19 protein-coding genes, 4 pseudogenes and 1 riboswitch are annotated in these 21,028 nt (G+C 45.3%); of the genes and pseudogenes, 4 read left to right on the forward strand and 19 right to left on the reverse strand.

Translation table 11 applies throughout. From position 1 onward, the window contains the following. Window positions 1-186: 186 nt before the first annotated feature. A complete protein-coding gene (locus P3339_RS12480) occupies window positions 187-930 on the reverse strand; it encodes a cysteine hydrolase family protein (RefSeq protein WP_282950684.1) in 744 nt (247 codons plus the stop codon). A 299-nt stretch (window positions 931-1,229) separates the two neighbouring features. Here P3339_RS12480 and P3339_RS23485 point away from each other — a divergent pair, with 299 nt between their 5' ends. Together P3339_RS23485 and P3339_RS12490 are read left to right on the forward strand one after the other, a co-directional pair. After that, window positions 1,230-1,385, forward strand: coding sequence for a transposase (locus P3339_RS23485; protein WP_353056824.1), 156 nt, complete (start codon window positions 1,230-1,232; stop codon window positions 1,383-1,385). Between the two features lie 27 nt (window positions 1,386-1,412). After that, window positions 1,413-1,871, forward strand: a pseudogene (locus P3339_RS12490) (IS5 family transposase); the annotation flags it as partial. Window positions 1,872-1,877: 6 nt separating this feature from the next. Here P3339_RS12490 and P3339_RS23490 read toward each other — a convergent pair. The 18 genes and pseudogenes from P3339_RS23490 to P3339_RS12570 all read right to left on the reverse strand — a co-directional run. Then, window positions 1,878-1,973, reverse strand: a pseudogene (locus P3339_RS23490) (helix-turn-helix domain-containing protein); the annotation flags it as partial. 122 nt (window positions 1,974-2,095) lie between these two features. Beyond that, a complete protein-coding gene (locus P3339_RS12495) occupies window positions 2,096-3,007 on the reverse strand; it encodes an isocitrate lyase/PEP mutase family protein (protein ID WP_282950686.1) in 912 nt (303 codons plus the stop codon). 394 nt (window positions 3,008-3,401) lie between these two features. Next, complete coding sequence (locus P3339_RS12500; protein WP_282950687.1) at window positions 3,402-3,872, reverse strand: IS5 family transposase; 471 nt, start codon at window positions 3,870-3,872, stop codon at window positions 3,402-3,404. 79 nt (window positions 3,873-3,951) lie between these two features. Continuing rightward, window positions 3,952-4,179: pseudogene (locus P3339_RS23495) on the reverse strand (transposase); the annotation flags it as partial. 129 nt (window positions 4,180-4,308) lie between these two features. Beyond that, a complete protein-coding gene (locus P3339_RS12505) occupies window positions 4,309-4,848 on the reverse strand; it encodes a hypothetical protein (RefSeq protein WP_282950688.1) in 540 nt (179 codons plus the stop codon). A gap of 91 nt (window positions 4,849-4,939) precedes the next feature. Beyond that, complete coding sequence (locus P3339_RS12510; protein WP_282950689.1) at window positions 4,940-5,851, reverse strand: cobalamin-binding protein; 912 nt, start codon at window positions 5,849-5,851, stop codon at window positions 4,940-4,942. Between the two features lie 45 nt (window positions 5,852-5,896). Beyond that, window positions 5,897-6,709 carry an adenosylcobinamide-GDP ribazoletransferase gene (gene cobS, locus P3339_RS12515; RefSeq protein ID WP_282950690.1) on the reverse strand — a complete coding sequence of 271 codons (813 nt, stop codon included), beginning with the start codon at window positions 6,707-6,709 and terminating at the stop codon, window positions 5,897-5,899. Continuing rightward, on the reverse strand, window positions 6,693-7,298 hold the full coding sequence (locus P3339_RS12520; protein ID WP_282950691.1) for a histidine phosphatase family protein: 606 nt from the start codon (window positions 7,296-7,298) through the stop codon (window positions 6,693-6,695). The genes cobS and P3339_RS12520 overlap by 17 nt, the downstream gene beginning before the upstream one ends. Next, complete coding sequence (cobT, locus tag P3339_RS12525) at window positions 7,288-8,331, reverse strand: nicotinate-nucleotide--dimethylbenzimidazole phosphoribosyltransferase (protein ID WP_282950692.1); 1,044 nt, start codon at window positions 8,329-8,331, stop codon at window positions 7,288-7,290. Before cobT ends, P3339_RS12520 begins: the two co-directional genes overlap by 11 nt. Window positions 8,332-8,355: 24 nt before the next feature. Continuing rightward, the gene (cobU, locus tag P3339_RS12530) at window positions 8,356-8,904 is read right to left on the reverse strand and encodes a bifunctional adenosylcobinamide kinase/adenosylcobinamide-phosphate guanylyltransferase (protein ID WP_282950693.1); all 549 of its coding nucleotides are present in this window, start codon (window positions 8,902-8,904) and stop codon (window positions 8,356-8,358) included. Continuing rightward, window positions 8,897-9,679 (reverse strand): heme ABC transporter ATP-binding protein, encoded by a 783-nt coding sequence (locus P3339_RS12535; protein WP_282950694.1) that lies wholly within the window; start codon window positions 9,677-9,679, stop codon window positions 8,897-8,899. Before P3339_RS12535 ends, cobU begins: the two co-directional genes overlap by 8 nt. Then, window positions 9,679-10,701 carry a FecCD family ABC transporter permease gene (locus P3339_RS12540; RefSeq protein ID WP_020415298.1) on the reverse strand — a complete coding sequence of 341 codons (1,023 nt, stop codon included), beginning with the start codon at window positions 10,699-10,701 and terminating at the stop codon, window positions 9,679-9,681. The genes P3339_RS12535 and P3339_RS12540 overlap by 1 nt, the downstream gene beginning before the upstream one ends. Beyond that, window positions 10,698-12,211 (reverse strand): annotated as a pseudogene (locus P3339_RS12545) (cobyric acid synthase). Before P3339_RS12545 ends, P3339_RS12540 begins: the two are co-directional and overlap by 4 nt. A gap of 12 nt (window positions 12,212-12,223) precedes the next feature. Continuing rightward, the gene (cobO, locus tag P3339_RS12550; RefSeq protein WP_282950695.1) at window positions 12,224-12,793 is read right to left on the reverse strand and encodes a cob(I)yrinic acid a,c-diamide adenosyltransferase; all 570 of its coding nucleotides are present in this window, start codon (window positions 12,791-12,793) and stop codon (window positions 12,224-12,226) included. A gap of 81 nt (window positions 12,794-12,874) precedes the next feature. Beyond that, the gene (locus P3339_RS12555; protein WP_282950696.1) at window positions 12,875-14,725 is read right to left on the reverse strand and encodes a TonB-dependent receptor plug domain-containing protein; all 1,851 of its coding nucleotides are present in this window, start codon (window positions 14,723-14,725) and stop codon (window positions 12,875-12,877) included. Window positions 14,726-14,832: 107 nt separating this feature from the next. Next, a riboswitch (cobalamin riboswitch) is annotated at window positions 14,833-14,980 on the reverse strand. A gap of 240 nt (window positions 14,981-15,220) precedes the next feature. After that, window positions 15,221-15,508, reverse strand: a complete 288-nt coding sequence (locus P3339_RS12560; RefSeq protein ID WP_282950697.1) for a zinc metalloprotease — start codon at window positions 15,506-15,508, stop codon at window positions 15,221-15,223. Window positions 15,509-15,558: 50 nt separating this feature from the next. Continuing rightward, entirely contained in the window at window positions 15,559-16,026 is a 468-nt protein-coding gene (locus P3339_RS12565; protein ID WP_282950698.1) for a hypothetical protein, read from the reverse strand. Window positions 16,027-16,423: 397 nt separating this feature from the next. Next, a complete protein-coding gene (locus tag P3339_RS12570) occupies window positions 16,424-16,819 on the reverse strand; it encodes a DUF1801 domain-containing protein (RefSeq protein ID WP_020415293.1) in 396 nt (131 codons plus the stop codon). Between the two features lie 1,258 nt (window positions 16,820-18,077). Between P3339_RS12570 and P3339_RS12575 the strand changes: the two genes are divergently transcribed. Both P3339_RS12575 and P3339_RS12580 read left to right on the forward strand, forming a co-directional pair. Further along, window positions 18,078-20,384, forward strand: a complete 2,307-nt coding sequence (locus tag P3339_RS12575) for a S8 family serine peptidase (RefSeq protein ID WP_282950699.1) — start codon at window positions 18,078-18,080, stop codon at window positions 20,382-20,384. A gap of 13 nt (window positions 20,385-20,397) precedes the next feature. Next, window positions 20,398-20,949, forward strand: a complete 552-nt coding sequence (locus P3339_RS12580; protein WP_282950700.1) for a serine protease external chaperone — start codon at window positions 20,398-20,400, stop codon at window positions 20,947-20,949. Window positions 20,950-21,028: the final 79 nt, after the last annotated feature.

A 21,028-nucleotide genomic window follows, 5' to 3' on the forward strand; every position in this document is an offset into this window, starting at 1 on the left:
GGAAATTTAAGCAGAATTGGTCCATATCGACTGTACTACTCATGAACTAGGAGATTTTTTATACTTCAGACCTAAACCCAGCTCGTCAAAATGCCTACCCATCAAATGTTGATATATGTCCTTTGTAGGCATAATCACTCACTGAAAATCAAGATTAACAATGGACTTGATTATGCCTACGCTTACTTAGAATTCCTTTCTAATCAATTTAACAGCTTCCTTTGTGGTTAATATATCATTAGCCATATACTTGAAGTTAATCATTGCCGCTTCGTAGCCATCACCCTCAGGCAAATTTGCACCAGCTGTTGCATCATTTACAACAGCCACTTCAAACCCTTGTTCTAACAGTTCGCGCATATGAGATTCTGTGCATAGATTTGCAGACATCCCTGCAAGAATTACTTTATCAATACCCTGCTTTCTCAATTGAAGTACTAAATCATTTGTTTCAGGGCCATAAATTTTATGTGGGCCGGTCACAACAGTCTTACCATTATTTATATATGGCTTATATTGCTCCAACCAATCAGCTCCAGAGTTTTCAAATCCGTTTAAACTTAGAGGGTCCTCTCGGTTGAACATACCAAGTTTGTGCATTACCACTTCGAGGCTCCCCTCAAACTTCCACTTGTGATCATGAGGATAGTAATAATGCGGAGAAATAAATAAAGGCACATTCTTTTTCCCTGCAACTTTCATTAACCGTTCAAGGTTCTGAACTGTATTTTTTTCTACACTTTCTCCCACCACACCCCAGGTAACACCAGTAGGGCTTAAGAAATCATTCTGCGGGTCGGTTATTACGATTGCAGTCCGCTCAGGATCAATTTTCATACCAGGTTCAGCTTGATCGGCAAAGCAATTCAGTGAGAAAGAGATAAGTCCTAGTGTTACAACTGGCGCTACTAGATTATTTAAAAAGTTCATCAGGTATTTTCCTATCCAAAGCTCTTAAGTTATGTAGGGTAAGTAAGCAGGGCATTGCTAGCGCTTAACCTGGAACGTATAATATCTTCACAATCTGTATGATAAATGCTTAAAAGTATATATTTCATGTCAGATCGTATGACTATATGGTTTTTAGGTGTTCGCCGTTATGGACGTGTTAAGTGATTTGCTCAGGGTTTTCCACTTAAAAGCACATGTTTTTTTACACAGCCAGTTTTATGGCGCCTGGCGGGTAGACACCTCCGGAGAGCAAAAGGCCACCTTTCATCCTGTGGGTTTTGCGTTCTGGAGCGCGATGGAAAGATCTTCCTTCACACTATCCATCACCGAGTACATGCTGGAGAAGGCTTCAATTTTGGGAAGAGCAAGGAGCTTGGTTACAGGCATGGAGAAGATTTCTGGAGCTGTTGGATCAGCAGTCTTTGCTTAACTAGGAGGAGGTTTTTTCTGATGGCAGCTTTGCACCCGTAAAAAGGGGCTTTGAAATCGGGAAAACCAAGCGGGGCAAGGGTTCAAAGTGGATGGTGGTGGTCGATGGCGAAGGTATTCCACTGGGAGGCACCATTACTTCGGCCTCACCAGCAGAAGTGAAGTTATTACACCCATTACTTGATGTTACGTATAAAAATACAAAGATTCATCGCTTAGTTTATGATAAAGCGGCGGACTCAGATCCTCTTAGAGATAGCCTGTTGAGTCGTGGAATCGACCTTATCTGTCCACATAGGAGAAATAGGAAAAAAGTCTCAAGGCAGGATGGCAGAAAGCTCAGAAGGTACGCTCGCCGTTGGAAAGTTGAGAGGACTTTTGCGTGGTTGGGAAATTACCGCCATTTAGTTGTTAGATGGGAGCGATATTTGTCCACTTATCGTGCTTTTTTCTATATTGCATGCATGTTAATTACGTTAAAGAAGTTATGAAACAGCTTCTAATAATTTTGCTATTGCTTTCTGAGAGTGTCCGGATTTTCTTAAGCTGTAAATCTGGTGTCGTTCGTTCTCGCTCAGTTGGTAGTAGCTCATCAGTGCCTTTCTCTTGGTCGGGAGAGTTACAGACTCTACCAGCTTAGCCCTCCCTTACCAATTGCACCTGTTATCTGAAACCAAGCTCACCTAAAGATTAAATTGTATTAATTAAAGAACAGCTATTTTATTGCCCCTTTTTGCTCATCTCCAAAATTTTTATCTGCCGCTGCTTTCCATTTGTTATCAAGGTCCTGAAAATGCTGGGAGTCCATGGTTTCAAAAAATTCCTTTGGAGAGTACATATCATTCATAAGAGCCTCTGTTGTTCCCTTCGCTTTAAGTTCCCTCAATACTCGTTGGGCAAGCTTACACATAGAAAACATCAGGCTTCCTGGGTAAATAACCAATTTATAAGACAACTCCTCAAGTTCTTTATGTGTAAATAATGGGGACTTACCGTGTTCGCCAAAATTATACATTAGAGGTATATCCACCTCATTCTGTACACGAAGGACTTCTTCCCTGCTTGTAATTGCCTCTACAAATAATGCATCAACACCGGCTTCAGCATAAGCAACACATCGTTTTAGGGTGTCATCGATACCTGTCACCGCCAAGGCATCTGTCCTGGCAATAATAACGAAATCATCGTCAGTGCGACCTTCCAGTGCTCCGTATATTTTATGAACCATCTCTGAGATTGGCACTACTCGCTTTCCGGCTAAGTGACCACATTGCTTCGGTAATATCTGGTCTTCTATATGTAATCCTGCAACTCCCGACCGCTCATATTCCTGGACTGTCCTATAGGCATTTAATGCGCTGCCAAAACCGGTATCTGCATCCGCAATCACTGGTATATTTACAGTTGAAGCTATAGCACGCGCATTCGCAGCCATTTCAGTCAATGTAATAAACCCAAGATCAGGGCGACCAACATGAGTAACAGCGGTTCCACCTCCTGTCATGTAAAGTGCCTTGAAACCCTCTTCCTGAATGATTTTCGCAGTAAGGCAATCATAGGCCCCTGGCGCAACAATTAGGCCTGGCTGATTAATCATTGCCCTCAACGTAGTTGTCATCTTCTTCATAAATATCCTACCCAAATGAAATTTACTTCATATTTGGCGTATAAAATTTTAAGCAGCACATTAGGAATTCACACCAAAGAATATAGCAAATGAATTTTATGAAGGGTTGAATATCAAATTTTACCAAGAAGCCTCTCCCTTAAAGTAGACGCCATCTTATGCGGCCATTCTTTCATATTCATCAGGGCTTTTGAACCCAAGTGAACTATGTCTTATTATAAGGTTATAGTATCTATCAAGATACCAAAATAAGTTACTTCTCAGGTCCTCAACCGAATCAAAAATAACCATTTAAATTTCTCAGTTTTTAATGCCTAAAAAAATGATTCTACATACACATTATCATTCATAAATCCTGGATAGTTCATGCTCGGTTCAATACCTAGAAGCTGCTTCATAACTTCTTTAACGTAATTAACATGCATGCAATATAGAAAAAAGCACGATAAGTGGACAAATATCGCTCCCATCTAATAACTAAACGGCGGTAATTTCCCAACCACGCAAAAGTCCTCTCAACTTTCCAACGGCGAGCGTACCTTCTGAGCTTTCTGCCATCCTGCCTTGAGACTTTTTTCCTATTTCTCCTGTGTGGACAGATAAGGTCGATTCCACGACTCAACAGGCTATCTCTAAGAGGATCCGAGTCCGCCGCTTTATCATAAACTAAGCGATGAATCTTTGTATTTTTATACGTAACATCAAGTAATGGGTGTAATAACTTCACTTCTGCTGGTGAGGCCGAAGTAATGGTGCCTCCCAGTGGAATACCTTCGCCATCGACCACCACCATCCACTTTGAACCCTTGCCCCGCTTGGTTTTCCCGATTTCGAAGCCCCTTTTTTTCTGGTGCAAAGCTGCCATCAGAAAAGACCTCTTCCCAGTTAAGCAAAGACTGCTGATCCAACAGCTTCAGAAATCTTCTCCATGCCTGTAACCAAGCTCCTTGCTCTTCCCAAAATTGAAGCCTTCTCCAGCATGTACTCGGTGATGGATAGTGTGAAGGAAGATCTTTCCATCGCGCTCCAGAACGCAAAACCCACAGGATGCCTTCAAAACAAGCTCGATTAACAATGGGTTTTGGGCCTCCCTTTCCTAGTTTTAACTCAGGAAGACAAGGTTCAATCAATTTCCATTGATCATTGGTTAACTCTGACTTGAATCGGCTCACTATTGCTGGACTTTTTTCTATGTAATTGCGTGAGAATAGCCGATTTCAAGTTATGAAACAGCCTCTAGTTATTTTTTCAATAACTCAATAGCTTCTACAGCCTAACAGCCTTCATAAAGGAGGGCTGAGTTAGATTTTACGTGATTTCCCCTCTTCTCTGGCTCTAGCTCGCTCAGCCTCCAGAATGATCTGCTCTACAGAATACTTTATTGCACAAATCATAGTAGCTATAGCGCCAATAAATGTTGTAAACCAAAATGAAACATTTAGCGCAACGAGAATAAGTGACATCAAACTCACAGCCAGCAATTTCATGTTATCTAAATGAAAATCAAAAAATTTACGGTCAAGCAAACCCATATGAAAAACAAGGAACAAGCCAATTGCAGCACACGAGACAATGGCTAAAATCGCAGAGGAATCATCTCCAACTTTTACAAACTGATAGAATCCATAATAGACAAACCATCCTAAAAAAGGGCTTAATAAGGCTACCTTTCCAGCAGCTATATCTTTAGAGATATGACGCCAAAAAATTGACCATCGGTTATTTCTACCCTTTTCAAGATTAGTTAATTTAGCCGCTCCAAAAGGAATAGCTAGCAATCCTCCAATAATCATTGCAAAAACTATAATCGTTGTTATTGTTTCCAGTACCAGATACCACATAAATACCTAGCCTCGTCACTGCTTTGATATAAAAATCATATCTAGCGGACAGTAGAAACTATTTTTGCTCAGGAATACAGATCATTCTTAGCTATATGGAGCCTGCGCCAACTTTTATTCGCGCATTGTCCAGGTGATCACAAACCATTTCCATCCCATCCAGCACTCTAAAGGTATGTCTCTGGATAATATCTGGGGGTACAAAATAGAGACTATCATTTTTCACCGCATTGAGTGTCGGATAGGCTTTCCAGGCATCCAGCCAATCTGGCCGGCTTTTTCCCATGCCGCTGGAAATAATCACTTCAGGATTCCGGTTAAGAACAGATTCGATACTGATCTTGGGCGCCAAAACCATCGCATCAGCAAATGCATTGCGGCCACCACAAGTTTGGATCACATCGCTGATCAAATGCTCGCCATTGAGTGTTTGGAGGGGATCATTCCATACCTGGTAGAATACACTTACCGGTGTTTTTTTCTTGTTGCTATGCTGGAGTTCATTTAGTCTCTTAAGCCACTCGCTTGCAGTGCGGTCCGCATTCTCGCTTGTGCCGGCAAGTTCGCCAAAAAATCTTACATTCTTTGCAATATCTTCCAGAGTTCGGGACTCAGTGACGAATACCGTAAACCCGAGATCATCCAGCTTTTGGATCATTTCATCGCCATTTCCCGACCCCCAGGCGACAATCAGATCCGGTTTCAGAGCCAGCAAAGATTCATAGCTTAGTGCTTTGTAATTGCCAATCTTTGGTAACTTCTTTGCCTGCTCGGGATAATCGCTGTAGCTAACAGCAGCAACCAGCTTCTCTCCCGCACCTGCGCTGTAGAAATTTTCTACAATATGTGGAGCCAGGGCAACAATACGCTCTGCCGGCGCTGCCAATTCGATCCAGTGCCCCCGTGCATCCTGTACACGTACTGGTTTATCGGCCCAACAAGAGCCTGTCCAAAAAAGGCTCAGGGTAGTAATGAAGATTGTGAAAATACTCCGAGACATCATTTAACTCGTCTAACTCTAAATTTATTGTTTTGTAACACTCAAATTTCAAACACTGGCAAGAGCTACCCACAGAATTAGTACTGTAAGTTCGATAATTTCGACCAGGCCACCCAGACAATCACCGGTATAGCCACCGATAGTTTTCTCCCATAAGTGGCGCCAACAAAGAATCAGCACAGGTAAAGCAATAGCCATTCCAACTACGATGGCTATAGGAGCTGCTGCGAAGGCGATGGCCATAACGATAACTACCACAGGTAATAGTTCCCACCTTCTCTTTGAGCCAGAGGGTGGAACAAAACCCTCCACACGGGCGTAGTCTGAAATACTCATTAGAGATAACGCTGCCGCCCTGGCCAACATCGGCGACAGCACCAGCGGCAGGTATATCCAGTTTTCTATCGCATCCAGTTCTGCTGCAAGTAGAGTTGCGATCGCTGCGAATTTAGTCAGTAGAAATACAACAAGTGCAACAACCGCAACTGAGCCACAATGTGGATCATGCATTACAGTGAGGATTCGATTGCGCCTCTCTTCAGGATCGGCACATTTGTGACCGGCAAAGTAGGCATCAGTACAATCGGCAAGACCATCAAGATGTAAGGCACCAGTTAAAATGACCCAAAACCCCAGCAATATTGCCGCCTGTAGCTGAATTCCCAGTAGGGCCAGCAGGTATGCTGCGGCGGATAATAGAAGCCCAATAACAACTCCAACAAACGGATAGAAGTATATTGACCGCTCTACTGTTTCTTTATCGACCCGGTACAACAACCCCGCGACTGGCAGCCGGGTAAGAAAGACCAGTGCATATAGGAATGCCTGGATAAGACTTGAAAATTTACGGACAATAAACATAGGTATCCTGCCCCGGATAGGGAATCCCGAAAGTGCCGCTATTGCAATCGTATTCCATTGACGCGGCAAATCCATAGCCTACCTGTAACGACATCATCTGACTGGGCCCCCAACCATTGGCAATGGTCAGCAGTAACTTGATCACGCCACCATGGGTTACCAATAACAGAGATTCTCCCGAGTAGCGCACAGACAGCTCGCTAATAGTCTGTAGCACCCGGGACCGGAAAGATGTGAAAGGCTCACCGCCTGGGGGACAGTGCTTTTCTGGCTCGCGGCTCCATGCATTACACAAGGTTTTGTGCTCGGTCCAGATTTTGTCGATCGCTTGCCCTTCCCATTCACCGAAACTAATTTCGCGGATACCGGGAACAATATCTACTGGCAACTTTCTTTTGTGGCCCAGCTGGGCAGCAAATGCTTGGCAACGACCCAGTGGGGAAGTGATAATTCTATCCCATGGGCCGGTAAGATCCCTGAGTCCTTGCCACATTTGCTCCCAACCTTCTTCAGTTAAAGAGACATCAATCTGACCACGAAATATACTACCGCCAGCACATGCGCCATGTCGTAACAGGTCAATCCTCAATCGGTACACCTGCTTCGCTAAATGTGAACATCTTGTTATGCAGGTTAAGCGCCTGCCTGATAATACTTATAGCCAGAACAGCACCAGTACCCTCCCCCAACCGCATATTGAAGTTGAGCATAGGACTAACCCCCATACACTCTAGGGCCAGTTTGTGCCCAAGTTCATCCGACAGGTGCGCAAATAAGAACCAGGGTTTTACAGAGGGATTGATAGCTCCAGCAACAGCAGCTGCAGCCGTGGCCATAAACCCGTCAACCAGAACCGGGGTTCCCCGCTGGGCGCAGGCGATAAATGCCCCGGCCAGGGCCGCAATTTCGAAACCACCGAGAATTTGCAGAATACTCACGGGGGAATCCAGAGCAGCGCTGTGCTGCTCCAAAGCAGATTCAATCAGTGCAATTTTTCGGGCGAGTACATCATCACCGATACCTGTACCTCTCCCTGTGATTTCTGGAACTTTCAAATCAAACAAAGCAGCAAAAATTGCAGCTGCCGAGGTGGTATTACCGATCCCCATATCCCCGCCGATAAAACAATCACTATCGGTAGAGTGCCTTCGTCCCACATTAAACGCACTTATGAGCTGCCCATAAGTCATCGCGGGTTTACCTTGGGAAAAATCCGCTGTAGAAGGCGCAATGACCTCATCAATCAATTCAGGGTGCTCAGTGGGCACCACACAACCCAAATTAATAGCAGCAAAGTCTGCATTCTGCTCTCGACTCAATACATTGATGGCCGCCCCACCCTCACAGAAAATATTAAGCATTACTGAGGTAACGGCCTGGGGAAATTGCGAAGTGCCCTGGGCTGCAATACCGTGATCAGCTCCAAAAACACGCACAGATAGGCGTTCAAGTTGAGGCTGCCCTTTACCCTGGAACCCGGCAAAATCCACAGCAATAGTTTCCAACCGGCCGAGTGCGCCCTCTGGCTTTATCAATTGTTTCTGCCGGGCAATAGCTGCATTTCGAGCCGATTGATCTGGTGCAGGTGCCGGATTATAGAGCCAGCTCAGTTCATCAGACATAACCTTTCGCCTCTCGTGCTCAATCTATTTTACCGTCAGAGGTAAACCGGCAATAGCCAGGGTTACGCTGTCAGCCCGCTCCGCCAACGCCTGGTGCAACCAGCCTGCAGCATCCACAAATTCCCGTGATAATTGCCCAAGAGGCACTATCCCGGAGCCAACTTCATTACTGACGAATATCCAGGGGGCGGCATTGTTTTCTGAATTATTGCGCCTTTGATCAACACGCTGCATCAATGCTTCGCGTTCACGCGCCCAGACGCCTTCATGAATGCAGTTGCTGAGCCACAACGTCAGGCAATCCACCAAAACACAGTGAGATTTAGGGGATGCATCTAAAGCCTCAGCCAACGCGATAGGCTCTTCAATAGTTTGCCAGTGTTGCCCCCTGTCTCCTTGATGACGAGCGATACGAGAAGACATTTCCTCGTCCCCCGCTGTAGCAGTTGCCAGGTAACTAAGTCCACCGGCATTGTTACTTTGCAGCCACTGTTCGGCACTCTGCTGTGCCAGTCGGCTCTTGCCGCTGCGCGCACCACCGAGAATCAGGTGCAGATTACTGTTGTTATACATCGGCAACCACCAGGGATTTACCAGTTACCGGGTGTGGTACCACTGTGACGCTGTAACCATAGAGTTGCTGCATATTTTCTGCGGTCAGTACCGCTTCTGGGCAACCATAGGCCATGCTACGTCCATGCTTAAGGGCGAGGATCCGGTCACTGTAACCACTGGCGTGAGCGAGATCATGCACCGTCATCACAACAGCCACACCACTTCGCGCAAAGTCGCGCACCGCTCTCATCATTTCGTACTGATGAGCGATATCGAGGCTGGTAGCCGGCTCATCCAGCAGAAGCAAACGATCTCCTCCATCTTCAGCACGCCAGATTTGTGCCATTACCCGTGCCAGTTGCAAGCGCTGCTGCTCACCGCCCGACAATGTGGGATAGAGACGCCCAGATAAATGGCAAACGTCCAGTGCCGCCATAGCTTCCAAACAAATAATTCTATCTCGCTCAGTGCCTGTGGAGTGTGGCGTGCGGCTGAGGGCAACCAGTTCAAGGCCCGTAAAGGCAAATGAAAGCGGATTGCTTTGTGGCAGAACTGCCAACTGCCTGGCTCGCTTGCGAGCGGGCAAACTAGCAAGCGACTCACCTTTAAAGTGAACTCTTCCAGTCTCCATCGCAGATTCACCGCAAAGTGCGCGCAATAGTGTCGACTTACCGGCACCGTTGGGACCAATCACGCAAACCAGCTCCCCGACATCAACGTCAAGACATACATCGGTAAGCAGCGGTCGATTGTCCACACTTACCGTGACTCCCTCAGCCTGTAACAGAGCCATTAGAGGGACCCCCTGTTTTTGCGTAACAAGGAAATAAAAAATGGCACCCCAATCAGGGCGGTAATCAACCCTACCGGTATCTCGACGGGCGCAATAATTGTGCGTGCGAGGGTATCAGAAACCAATAACAGGCTGGCACCAGCCAGCGCCGATAGGGGTAACAGCTGGCGATGATCCGGCCCCACCCACAACCGCACTATATGCGGCACCACCAAACCCACAAAAGCAATACTTCCGGCCACGGCAACTGAAGTTCCCACCCCTGCAGCGACAAGCACGATCAAGCTGGTTTTTACCCGCTCCACATCGACACCGAGATGCCGTGCCTGGGATTCCCCCAGCAAAAGAACATTCAGTGAAGAACCAAAACCGGGCAGGCTGGCAAGCAACCCACACAATACTGCCAAAATCAGAAAAGCACGGGGATAGCTGGCCGCATCCAGCCCACCCATTAGCCAGAGGCTCATACGACGCAACGTGTCATTATCTGCAAAGTATTCCATCAGCCCGATTAAACTTGCTGATAGAGCAGTCACAGCGATACCCATCAGCAGCATGGTGGCCACCGAGGTTCCATTGATACTTTTTGCCACCCGATAAACCAATGTCACTGCTAGCAAGCCACTGAAAAATGCCGAAATTGATACCACCGGCAAACTTCCAAAGCCACCGGCTACTTCTGCTCCAAGTAAAATAGCCAGACAGGCACCAAGGGAAGCACCCGCAGTAACCCCAATTAATGACGGGTCAGCCAGTGGATTGCGAAATAAGCCCTGTAACATCGCACCACAGATGGCGAGTACTGCCCCTACTCCTGCCGCCAATAAAGCCCGTGGCAAGCGAATTGCCTGAACGATATCTTTTGCCAGACCTCCCTCCCCTTGCCCACTGAGAGCAGAGACAACTTGAGAGGGCGAAAGATATACAGCACCGACGGCCACTGCGACAACAAAACTCATTGTGAGCCCTGCGGGCAATACCCACCAGGCAAGATTCAAAGCTTTGACACGGGCGATTGTCATTGGCTTACCTCTTCCAATGTTGCCCCACCTTGGTCTCGTCCGAATTGCCTAAGCCAAGAGTTCTGCATATGTTCGGCAATAGAATCAGCCAGCCTATCCAACTGCTTCTCGCGATGGACATTCAGGTTCAGCGGTGTAGCCCCTGTTAGGCCGCCCCAGGAAAACAGCGCATTTTGGGCTTGCGGAGAATCGAAAAGCCCATGCACATAAGTAGCAAGCACCTGCCCGTCGGCACTGATAGCCCCATCTGGCCTAAGGTTTCCAGCTTCGTCATGAAGAAATACCGCGGGGATCTGCAAAGCTGGCCCTTCTGTAATCCCGCAGTGTATTTCGTAGCCTTGAAGGGCGATATCCCCCTGGTCATTATCCTGATTTCCCAGAGATAGAAACCCGGTAACATTTATTAATGCCTTATATGGCTGCAGCCTGGTTATATAATCCAGATAACCAAGGCCTAGCTCACTGCCGGGGACATCTTCTACCCCATCTGGGTCCTGCACCTCTTTTCCCAGCATTTGCAGGCCGCCACAAATACCTATGAGTTTTCCACCATAACGCAAGTGCCGATCCAGTTGTGCAGGCCAGTCATTTTCTTTTAAATAGGCCAAATCAGCCCGCACATTTTTACTTCCTGGAAGGATAACCCAATCGCAAGGGGGATTGATTCACGCACGCTAACAAATTGCAGGTCAATATCCGGGTTCAACCTCAGTGCGTCAAAATCTGTATGGTTACTAATTCGGGGCAGCACCGGTACCACTACCTTTAGCCGAGCATCAGCACCAGCCTGCTGGGTGCTAATCGCATCTTCCGCATCCAGGTACAGGTCGTGGAGATATGGCAATACCCCGAGAACGGGTTTACCGGTGTAGTTTTCCAACCATTCGAGCCCCGGCTCTAGCAGCTGCAAGTCGCCACGAAAGCGGTTGATCACAAATCCAACTACGCGGTCGCGTTCAGTTGGGGACAGTAATTCGAGGGTGCCTACCAAGTGGGCGAAAACACCGCCGCGATCAATATCAGCAATTAACACCACAGGGCAATCCACCGCTTCAGCAAAACCCATATTGGCAATATCATTTTCCCGCAAATTGATTTCCGCCGGACTTCCCGCGCCTTCAACAAGCACCAGCTCATATTGATCATTAAGGCGTTTAAAGGAATCCAGCACGGCATTTTGTGCAGTGGATTTGTAATGGTGGTAATTCAGGGCCTGCATATTTCCCAGCGCCCTGCCCTGGATAATCACCTGAGCCCCAGTGTCTGAAGCAGGTTTAAGCAGCACAGGGTTCATATCGCTATGCGGTTCTATTCCGCAAGCTTGGGCCTGTAGCGCCTGCGCCCGCCCTATTTCGCCACCGTCCGTAGTGACTGCACTATTGAGCGCCATATTTTGTGGTTTGAATGGAACAACACAAAGTCCCTGCCGGGCAAAATAGCGGGCAAGCGCCGCAACTAGAGTACTTTTGCCAGCATCCGAGGTGGTGCCCTGGATCATCAATACGGACATAACGAATACAACTTAGTAGTCGACCCCTTTTCTGGCCTTGATCCCAGCTTTAAAGGCATGCTTTATATCTTTTACTTCAGACACAGTGTCCATCAGCTCTTGCAGAGCACTACCACCGCCGCGGCCGGTCACTACCACACTCTGCTCTGGAGGGCGTTCCGCCAAAGCTTTCAATATCTGTAATTCATCCAGGTATTTATACGCGAGCATATAAGTTAACTCGTCCAATACCACTAGATCATAGCTGGCATCGGTGAGCATTTTCCCGGCTTCCTCCCAGGTTCGTTCTGCAGCTGCTATATCACTGCTACGATCCTGTGTATTCCAGGTAAAGCCTGTACCCATTTGGTAGAGGTTTACTTCAGGGCAATGGTATTTGAGAAAGAGTTCCTCTCCAGATTGCTGTGCGCCTTTGATAAATTGCACTACCCCCACCTTCTGGCCATAACCTAGCGCACGTATAACCATGCCGAAAGCAGAGCTGGATTTTCCCTTGCCATTACCAGTTAGCAATACAGCAACTCCACGCTGGATATCGGCCGCTGCTATATTTGCATCAACCTTCGCCTTATGTTTTTGCATTGCCTGTTTGTGTTTGGCATTTTTTTCTGCTGGTCTTCCGACATGGTCACCTCAGTTCAAGAATCTATTATAGAGAGTGCTTTAGAAGCTGAATTCCACACCGGCATAAGCAGCAGCACCCGCGGTGTTATACCCAGGCACTTCCTCATAGTCTTCATCCACGAGGTTTTCTCCACGAACGTAAACGGTGGTAGCGTTATTCAACTGGTAACGTACGCTAGCATCCAATACTTGGTAATCATCTATGGAGGAGCCATCTGTATCTTCCGCTCCAGCACTAGAGCGTAGATTCACCAGAAGACTAAGAGCGCCGGTCGGTTTATAGGTAAAGCCCAGGTTAGCCAAATGCTTCGGGATTCGCGGGCGTGGAGAATCATCAGCCTGTTCGGCATCGGTATAGGTGTAGTTGGCTGACAGCAGCAGAGTATCAGTGACCTGAGTTTCGGCTATCAATTCAACTCCACGGGATTTGCTTGTTCCCTTGCTTTGCAGGTAACCATACGCATCGTTATTCCAGCCAATTTCCTTATCAATGACCTGCTTAAACAGTACGAATTCCAGATAGAGGGAATTTTCACCAAAGTACTCAACACCAAGGTCCAAGCCTCGACTTTCTTCCGGCGATAGTATTGGCAGTTCTAGTGGCTCAGAAGTCAACCGATCAGTTGCGGTAGCGTTGTGATTAACTTCATACAGACTGGGAGCGCGGAAGCCGGTACCGTAACTGCTTTTTATCTTTACAGTACCGTTGGCAACATCCTCAAACAGGTACGCTGAGCTGACGCGGAAACTGTTAAAGCGGCCAAAATCTGAGTTGTTGTCATGGCGAAGACCAAGGGTGACATAGGCTTGATCGGCATAGCTTCCCCGGTATTCAGAATAAACCGCCCACTGATCCCGGTCCAAGTCTCCCGAAGTATCTTCACGGTGCTCCACCCCGTAGACCATCCCATGTTCGCGACTAAACCCATGAGAACCAGTGAGGTTCAATTTTTCAATATCACCTTCATACTCATAGGAAGTTCCCCCTCCAATGTAGATGCGCTTCAAATCAGAATGTGAATAGGCCAACTCTTGTTGACCATCTTCGCCATTGTGAGCCAAGCTGACACGAGCACTTTCCTGGCTGAAATCAAAGTTACAATCGTCCTGAGAGGGCCAGCCGCAACGATCATATTCACCTGAGGCATCGGTATCCCGCGCTACAGCTTCCACTCGCCACAGCTCAGAGATATTCCAGCCTACTCGACCATGTAAAGTCTCGTTATCATAACCGTCGTCATCCCTCAATTCAGTGTCATCGCTGCTGGTATTGAAACCATCGGTTTCCAACGCCGCAGCTGAAAGGAAGTAATCCAGTGTTTCATTGGCTCCACTGGCACTGGCATTGTAGCGCTCAGTATCGTAGCTACCACCCTCAGCGGATAATTCAAAGCGCTGCCCTTCATCCTCTCGACGGGTCGAGATATCCAGTACACCACCAGCATCAGCCCCATAGAGCATGCCTTGCGGACCGCGTAGCAATTCTACTCGCTGCAAATTACTGCTCATAATATGCTCAATATGAGCACCCGACTGGAGACCGGTTGGATCAGAAATATCGATGCCATCTATTTGGACCAGCGTTCTAAAGCCAGATTCCCCCCGCACCTGTAGCGAGGTTGTCTTACCAATACCACCGCTGTTGTTGACAGAAACCGAAGGTACGCTTCGCAGCACATCGGCCAGGGAAGCCAAACCTCGTGCTTTGAGTTGCTCTTCATCCAATACGGTTACCGAAGTGGCGATCCTGCGCAAAGGCTCATCTTGGCGGGAGCTCACAACAACTAAAGTTTCCAGGTCGGGAATAGAAGATGCACTATCGGTAGATTCGCCAAGTACTGGCACACTCACAGCTGACAGCACAGTCAAGCTCAATAAAGATTTTTTCAAGTTTCAACCCCTAAGGACAAAAGCTCATGGGATCGAGGGAGGAATAGCAATGCGGCACGCCGACGAAGCGTGAAAGATCGTATTGCGAGATGGTAGCCCTCCGCTCCATCGTGTTTCGAGTAGAGGCCGGTATCGGGCTTACCACTCAAAATACTGGTGGATCACCGTTGCGGGGGCAGCGCCGGAATTCCGGACTTCCCGTTTAACCTTCTCAGCCAGCACAGGGCAGAAGGCACCTCTTATCGTGGTCGCGAAACTAGTGGAAAGGCACTGGAATGTCAACTAATGCAAAAAAGGGGCCTGACTCTACTATCTGCTGGAAACTACGGCGCGGGCTCATCAAGGGTAAGATTCCTGACAGGGCATACAGATGAAAATTTTGGACTTATATCAATCAATTTTAACGGGCTACAAACTTACTATTCAATATTATTTGATATCAGCAATTTAAAAAGCTTTTAATATATTAAAGCTATTTATGCTTAGACCCCTCGTTTACACTGGTGAGCTTTCATAATTAATTGGCTCAAGAAGGATAGCCTCATGGTATGGCATAACAAATTTGATTCGTGCACCATCAATTTCTGTAAGCTGCCCTGCCCATGCTAAGCAATACAGGCTTTTCAAATCATTCTTATCAGCTTCTGTAAGTTCACTTTGCTCCCCATAATTCATGATTGAGAAGGGCTTATGTTCACCATAAATTACACTTGGCCAGGTCTTCTCTTTCACATCGGCAAAGAAGTGTCTAAGCCCAAATATATGACCCAACTCATGAATCATAGTGTCAACCTGCTCCTTCCGACTTTGATCAAACATTGTGGGGAAAAGCACTAGCTCATTCCGCCCAGGATTTGGAAAAAAGCACGAGCTAGAGTACAACCGATAACACTACAGTTTTCTACAGGCTCTACCCTAATTTTAAAATCCCAAACATTTGGATTCTCATTGAACCTCACCGGGGAAGCATCTCCCCACTGAAGTAGTGCCTCGCCCAAAAGAATTCGAATATAGTCCTTTATCTCATCTGGATTTTTAAAATACCTTAAAGACTCATCATCAAACTTCCACCTTAAAGTCGTACCCTTCTCCCACAACGGTATAAAACCCTCACCACTATGCAACACCAGATCTAATGGAGACTTATTACCTAAAGTAGGAAACCCAACCTTATCAGTGACACAAATTTTATTGTTTCCATATTTATGGACCACTGGTTCGGCGCAAGAGTCGCATTCTTTTTTCGACTTAATTTTTAGTTTGAGGCTCTCTTTTGAGGAAGCTTTATCTGATGAAGTCACTATTATCCACCTGAAAACGCTGAATATTCTTCCTAGAACAATAATCCAAATTTCGAGAAATCGTACAAATTAGAGCGGCTTCTTACAGCTGAATCATTGTGACAAGATTAGAAAACCGTAAAAGACTGTACTCTGACACTACAATCATCATCAATAAAAATTGGTGGGCAATTATCCCAAAGTTTGTAGCGACTCAAGTGCCAAAGACAGTGGCAATCTCACTAGGCAATTAGCTCACAGAAAGAGCCAACAACACCCAAAAACGAGAATATGCAAGCCTTGTGTCTTCCAGATTTATCTGGAGAGGAAATAATGAGGACGTCAACTACCACCTACCTTTATTTTCAACCTCATTTGGATACTAGCTGCGCACCATGCCGTTTCTTTAAAAGACCTATTAGATAAGTCGCACCAACTTACCCTTTCTCTTGTAGATATTCTTATAATCCCACTGAATCTCTGTAGATTTTTTCAGCCAACGCTTCAGGTCTTTTATATTTAATTGCTCAACCCCTGTATAACAAACAGAAGCATCCTTAAACTTACCTGTCCCCGGCTTAAGATCCGGCTCCTCAAAGTCAGCCCCGCTCCAAAACATCAGCCTAATAGAACCCTTCAGCTTGTTATAACCCACTATTGGATTCCCATCCAAGAACCACACGGGGTGTCCGTGCCAGATTTTACTTTCTGCCATAGGTAGCCCTCGGTTGATTTCATGCATCAGCTTTTCACAAATAGGGCTTTCACAATCATTCTGAGACGCATTAAATTCTTCTATTGTGGTAGGTTTCATAGCGTTAACCTAACGAATAAATCCTGAGCGCCCCTTTAAACGGCAGCTAACACAGGATGAATTTTTGAGATTACCTTACATGTAGAGCTTATACGTTAAGGGTAATGTTAAAGTTTCTACAAATAAGTAACTCGCTATCAAGCAGTATAAAACTCTGCTATAAATTTTTCTTTCATCATCCATAACCCTTGCCCTAGATAGAAACTTACTATTAATTTCAAACAGCACTAAAGGCTTGAACTTATGAACTTCGAAGTGAGGAGCTTAACATTAGGAGCACTTCACGATCGAAAACGTTTAAGAAGCCATCGGCGATATCCTCCGTGCGTCTATATATAGATAAGATTGTATACCTCAAGCTAAATGCCCAACCCAACTTCACCCAATCAACACTAGAAATTCAAGGGCTCATATGGATTTAAATGAGAACTTGATCTCCATAACTTTTCCAGATTACCTTGCCTTGGGCCACCTAATAGAATCCTACTTAACTCAATTTAATCACTTTTAAATACGACAACCAATTTATTATCCAAATTTAGCTAACTGAAACCTCAAGAAAAAAGCCCTCTGACTTTTGGAAACCTCATACTTGTAGCCCAATGATGACCTCACCTACCCTATTGAAGTAGAAGCAAGTCCAAGCGAGCACACCTAAATAAGCCAGACTTGATAACGGTTCAGAACAATTCACACTTATCAAATCTAAGTTAAACTCTTTCAATCTACATAAAACTATATATCCCAACATTCATGAAACCTAATTGGGACGCTACTCGCATCCATATTTTTTGATAACTGGATTATCAAGTAGTTTCATTCACCGAGCAGTCTGATAGTAAGGACGTCTAATCATGTCCTATATTCTGACAGCATCATTACTAACCTTGTTATTGCTTTAGTGAGTATTTCTTCATATTCATGGTAATAAAAATTCCCTCTAAAGTCTTACCTTTTCACATAGCTGTCTAGCCCACAATCCCATTATAGATTTTATAACTATCAATGCTTCACAAACGCCCCCTATCATACAACCCCAGTCCACTATCATCTATGGAAATTCCAAGCATAATTCAATGCCGAACACCTCTTTTAAGTTGTTCATTATTTAATCCATATGATAATTCAATGTCACAACATCACTTAAAGTCAGGTTGCAATATTTTGCTGACCAAGTTTAGTTGGCTAAAGACTAATGAGGTGGTTTATAATGCCAATACCCGATAAATACTTATAATGGGGATAATGGGGAATTTAAATGAATAAAAAAATGTTTCGACTTTCTGTGATTCAAGCAGCTCTTTTAATGACATTATCAGGCTGTGATAGCAGTAGTAACTCGTCTTCTCCCGCTCCTGCTCCCACTCCTACTGACATTCCGCCAACTGCTAGTGATGTAACTGTAGATGGGGCAAAGCAATGGATTCCTGTATCAGGAAAACTATTGGGCACTGATCAAAATGGCGATGCTTTAACATTTAGTTTCTCAGAAAATGATGAAACTATTAGTCCGCTTGATGGCACTTATACATTCAGCCATGGCCAGTTAACATTAGATGGCAATCTATTTGAATATACTTCAATCTCGGGGCAGGACGCTTCAATTACTTATACCGTGACCGCAAACGGTGCCTCAGCATCTGCAAAAGTTGATATCCTGAACGTAGAAAATGATCCCTTAGCCTATCAACAATGGCATTTACGCAACACAGGTCAAAAAGCTTACGCTCTTAGTGATGAAATGAAGCAAGGCCTTGTCGATATCGGAATTTATACAACCGAGGAAATTAATTCCATCTTTGAGGAAAATGAAGTCGAGGAGCTTGTAGCTGGCGAAGACATGAATGTTGTAGCGGCTTATGCTCAAGGTGTAACCGGTGCAAATGTAACTGCTGTTGTTGTAGATTCAGGCTTAGAAATTCGCCACGAAGACTTAATAGATAACGTATTAATAAATCGCTCTCTCAACTTGGATGAGTCAGCAACTGACAGAACAGATCCAACAAGTCTTTCTAATAGTGGTGATCACGGTACCAGTGTAGCTGGCTTAATTGCGGCTAAAGGCTGGAACAATATCGGTAGCCGAGGTGTTTCTCCAGACACAGGGCTAATCGGTATGAACTTTTTAGGCAGTGGAAAAATAGAGCAAACAGATCTATTGGTTCATGGATTCCCAGGAAGTGGCATTTCTTCAGATGAAGAAATTTCGGCATTTAACCGTAGCTATGGTATTACCTATCCTGGATTTATTGCGTACTCTGCACTAGATGAAGCTGTTGAGTCTTATCCTAATCTTATGCTTCGAGGCGGTAAGGGTGCTTTGAACATGAAATCTAGCGGTAATTCTTTTGAAGACGGCAATGGTGAAGGCTCTTTATGTGCCGATAACGGAGCAAATGATTTAGGCCTAACGTGCTATAACTCGGCATTTCAGCCTAGCCATGGTCACCCATATTACTTAAATGTTGCAGCGGTGAACGCAAACGGTAAACATACAAGTTACTCAACCGCTGGTGCAAGTATGATGGTATCAGCCCCTGCGGGCGAGTATGGTCGTTATGCTCCCGCGATGGTAACAACTGACCAGATGACCTGTATTAATGGTTACTCTGGCTTTAATGGCGGCACAATAAGTGCTTGGGGCGGGGCCTATGGCGAAGACTTCGCAGCCAGCCAGTTCCCATTTAATTACCCAGGCCATCCTGAGAATGCGAGCTGTAACTATACTTCAACTTTTAATGGTACATCTTCCGCTGCGCCAAATGCATCAGGTGTTGTCTCTCTAATCTTATCAGCAAACCCAGAATTGACCTGGCGTGATGTTCGTCACATCTTAGCTTCAACTAGCACTGTGATTGATGCTGAAAATGAAAAGGTTGAACTCACCATTGGTGAGGGTACTTTTGTTGCTCATGATGGTTGGATTGAAAACTCAGCTGGTTATCAATTTAATAACTTATATGGCTTTGGTCGGGTTGATGCAGGTGCAGCTGTTGCTATGGCTCTAGATTACTCAGAGAGTCTCGGTGAACAAATTATCACCCAATGGCAAGGTTTGGGTTCAACAGCTGATGAAGAAGCCATGGAGGCGGTTATTCCAGATAACAGTGCGGCTGGTGTGAGCCAACAAATCGAAGTAACAGAAGATATTATTATTGAAGCTATGCAGTTCGAATTTGATATTCGTAATGATCACATGGGTTCTATTTTAAATGATAGTCTATTAACCTCCGCTGGTAATGACTTGGCGCTGGAGGTGGTATCTCCCTCAGGTACAAGAAGTGTTCTACTTTCTTCCAAGCAGGCATTATTAGATGCTTCTTATAGCTTTGCTGATGGGTATAGCATGGGTTATATTTTAAATGGTGCCGTATTCCTTTCTAATGCATTTTATGGTGAAAATGCTAAAGGAACTTGGACTATCAAAGCATTAGATACAGGTGAGACTAATATCGTATTCACAGACCCAGATAACTATTGGGATGCAACAGGCCTGATGAACAACCCAGTAGAGAGTGTTCTAGAAGGCGTATCACTTAGAGCGTTTGGTCGTGCTGTTCAATAAGAAGGGAAATACAATGAAGCTAAATAAATTAACGATCTTAACTGCTGCAATGTGTTTATCAGGTATTACACAGGCAAACGCTATTGATGCTGTGGAAAAGAAAGATATAGAGATTAAGAAGCTAAACACCATAGCTGCGGCAAGAACGAATTCTGCTGATTTTGGTATCTTTAAGGTTGAAAGATCCTTGAAAACTGTCCCAGCATCCATTGCTGCACCAGAATCTATTGTTGTGACAAAAGGCGAAATGGCGATAGTCAATATCGGCAATAATTCTGCATCAGATGTTGTTGGCAAAGGTACAATTGTACGAAACACAATCACAAACAAACTGACAACTTTAACCGGAAATATAACAATATTATTAGGCAAGAATGTTGAAGCATCAGAAGTAGCGTCAATTTCTGGCATGGAAGTATTGTCAGTATTTCCCGGTACTGATATTGCCATCTTGAAAGTTAAAGAAGGCAATGACTTAGTAGAAGCTTTCAATGCGATAAAACAGTCTGGCTTGGCTGTTGAAAGTCGAGTTGAAGTTACTGAAACTATGCATGAAGCACAATAGGTATAGCTTACTAAGTTAAGCATGGCTTCGCCTTAGACAAGCAAAAGGCACCGCTTTATAAGTGGTGCCTTTTCATCTT

The sequence above is a fragment of the Microbulbifer sp. MLAF003 genome (assembly GCF_030012965.1).
Classification (GTDB): domain Bacteria; phylum Pseudomonadota; class Gammaproteobacteria; order Pseudomonadales; family Cellvibrionaceae; genus Microbulbifer; species Microbulbifer variabilis.

Coding starts and splice junctions, on each gene's coding strand:
- P3339_RS12540 (WP_020415298.1), bottom strand. CDS start 10,701: ATGACAATCGCCCGTGTCAAAGCTTTGAATCTTGCCTGGTGGGTATTG.
- P3339_RS12560 (WP_282950697.1), bottom strand. CDS start 15,508: ATGATTCATGAGTTGGGTCATATATTTGGGCTTAGACACTTCTTTGCC.
- P3339_RS12505 (WP_282950688.1), bottom strand. CDS start 4,848: ATGTGGTATCTGGTACTGGAAACAATAACAACGATTATAGTTTTTGCA.
- P3339_RS12575 (WP_282950699.1), top strand. CDS start 18,078: ATGAATAAAAAAATGTTTCGACTTTCTGTGATTCAAGCAGCTCTTTTA.
- cobO (WP_282950695.1), bottom strand. CDS start 12,793: ATGCAAAAACATAAGGCGAAGGTTGATGCAAATATAGCAGCGGCCGAT.
- P3339_RS12500 (WP_282950687.1), bottom strand. CDS start 3,872: ATGGCAGCTTTGCACCAGAAAAAAAGGGGCTTCGAAATCGGGAAAACC.
- cobS (WP_282950690.1), bottom strand. CDS start 6,709: ATGTTTATTGTCCGTAAATTTTCAAGTCTTATCCAGGCATTCCTATAT.
- cobT (WP_282950692.1), bottom strand. CDS start 8,331: ATGTCTGATGAACTGAGCTGGCTCTATAATCCGGCACCTGCACCAGAT.
- P3339_RS12535 (WP_282950694.1), bottom strand. CDS start 9,679: ATGGCTCTGTTACAGGCTGAGGGAGTCACGGTAAGTGTGGACAATCGA.
- P3339_RS12580 (WP_282950700.1), top strand. CDS start 20,398: ATGAAGCTAAATAAATTAACGATCTTAACTGCTGCAATGTGTTTATCA.
- P3339_RS12480 (WP_282950684.1), bottom strand. CDS start 930: ATGAACTTTTTAAATAATCTAGTAGCGCCAGTTGTAACACTAGGACTT.
- cobU (WP_282950693.1), bottom strand. CDS start 8,904: ATGTATAACAACAGTAATCTGCACCTGATTCTCGGTGGTGCGCGCAGC.
- P3339_RS12510 (WP_282950689.1), bottom strand. CDS start 5,851: ATGATGTCTCGGAGTATTTTCACAATCTTCATTACTACCCTGAGCCTT.
- P3339_RS12495 (WP_282950686.1), bottom strand. CDS start 3,007: ATGAAGAAGATGACAACTACGTTGAGGGCAATGATTAATCAGCCAGGC.
- P3339_RS12570 (WP_020415293.1), bottom strand. CDS start 16,819: ATGAAACCTACCACAATAGAAGAATTTAATGCGTCTCAGAATGATTGT.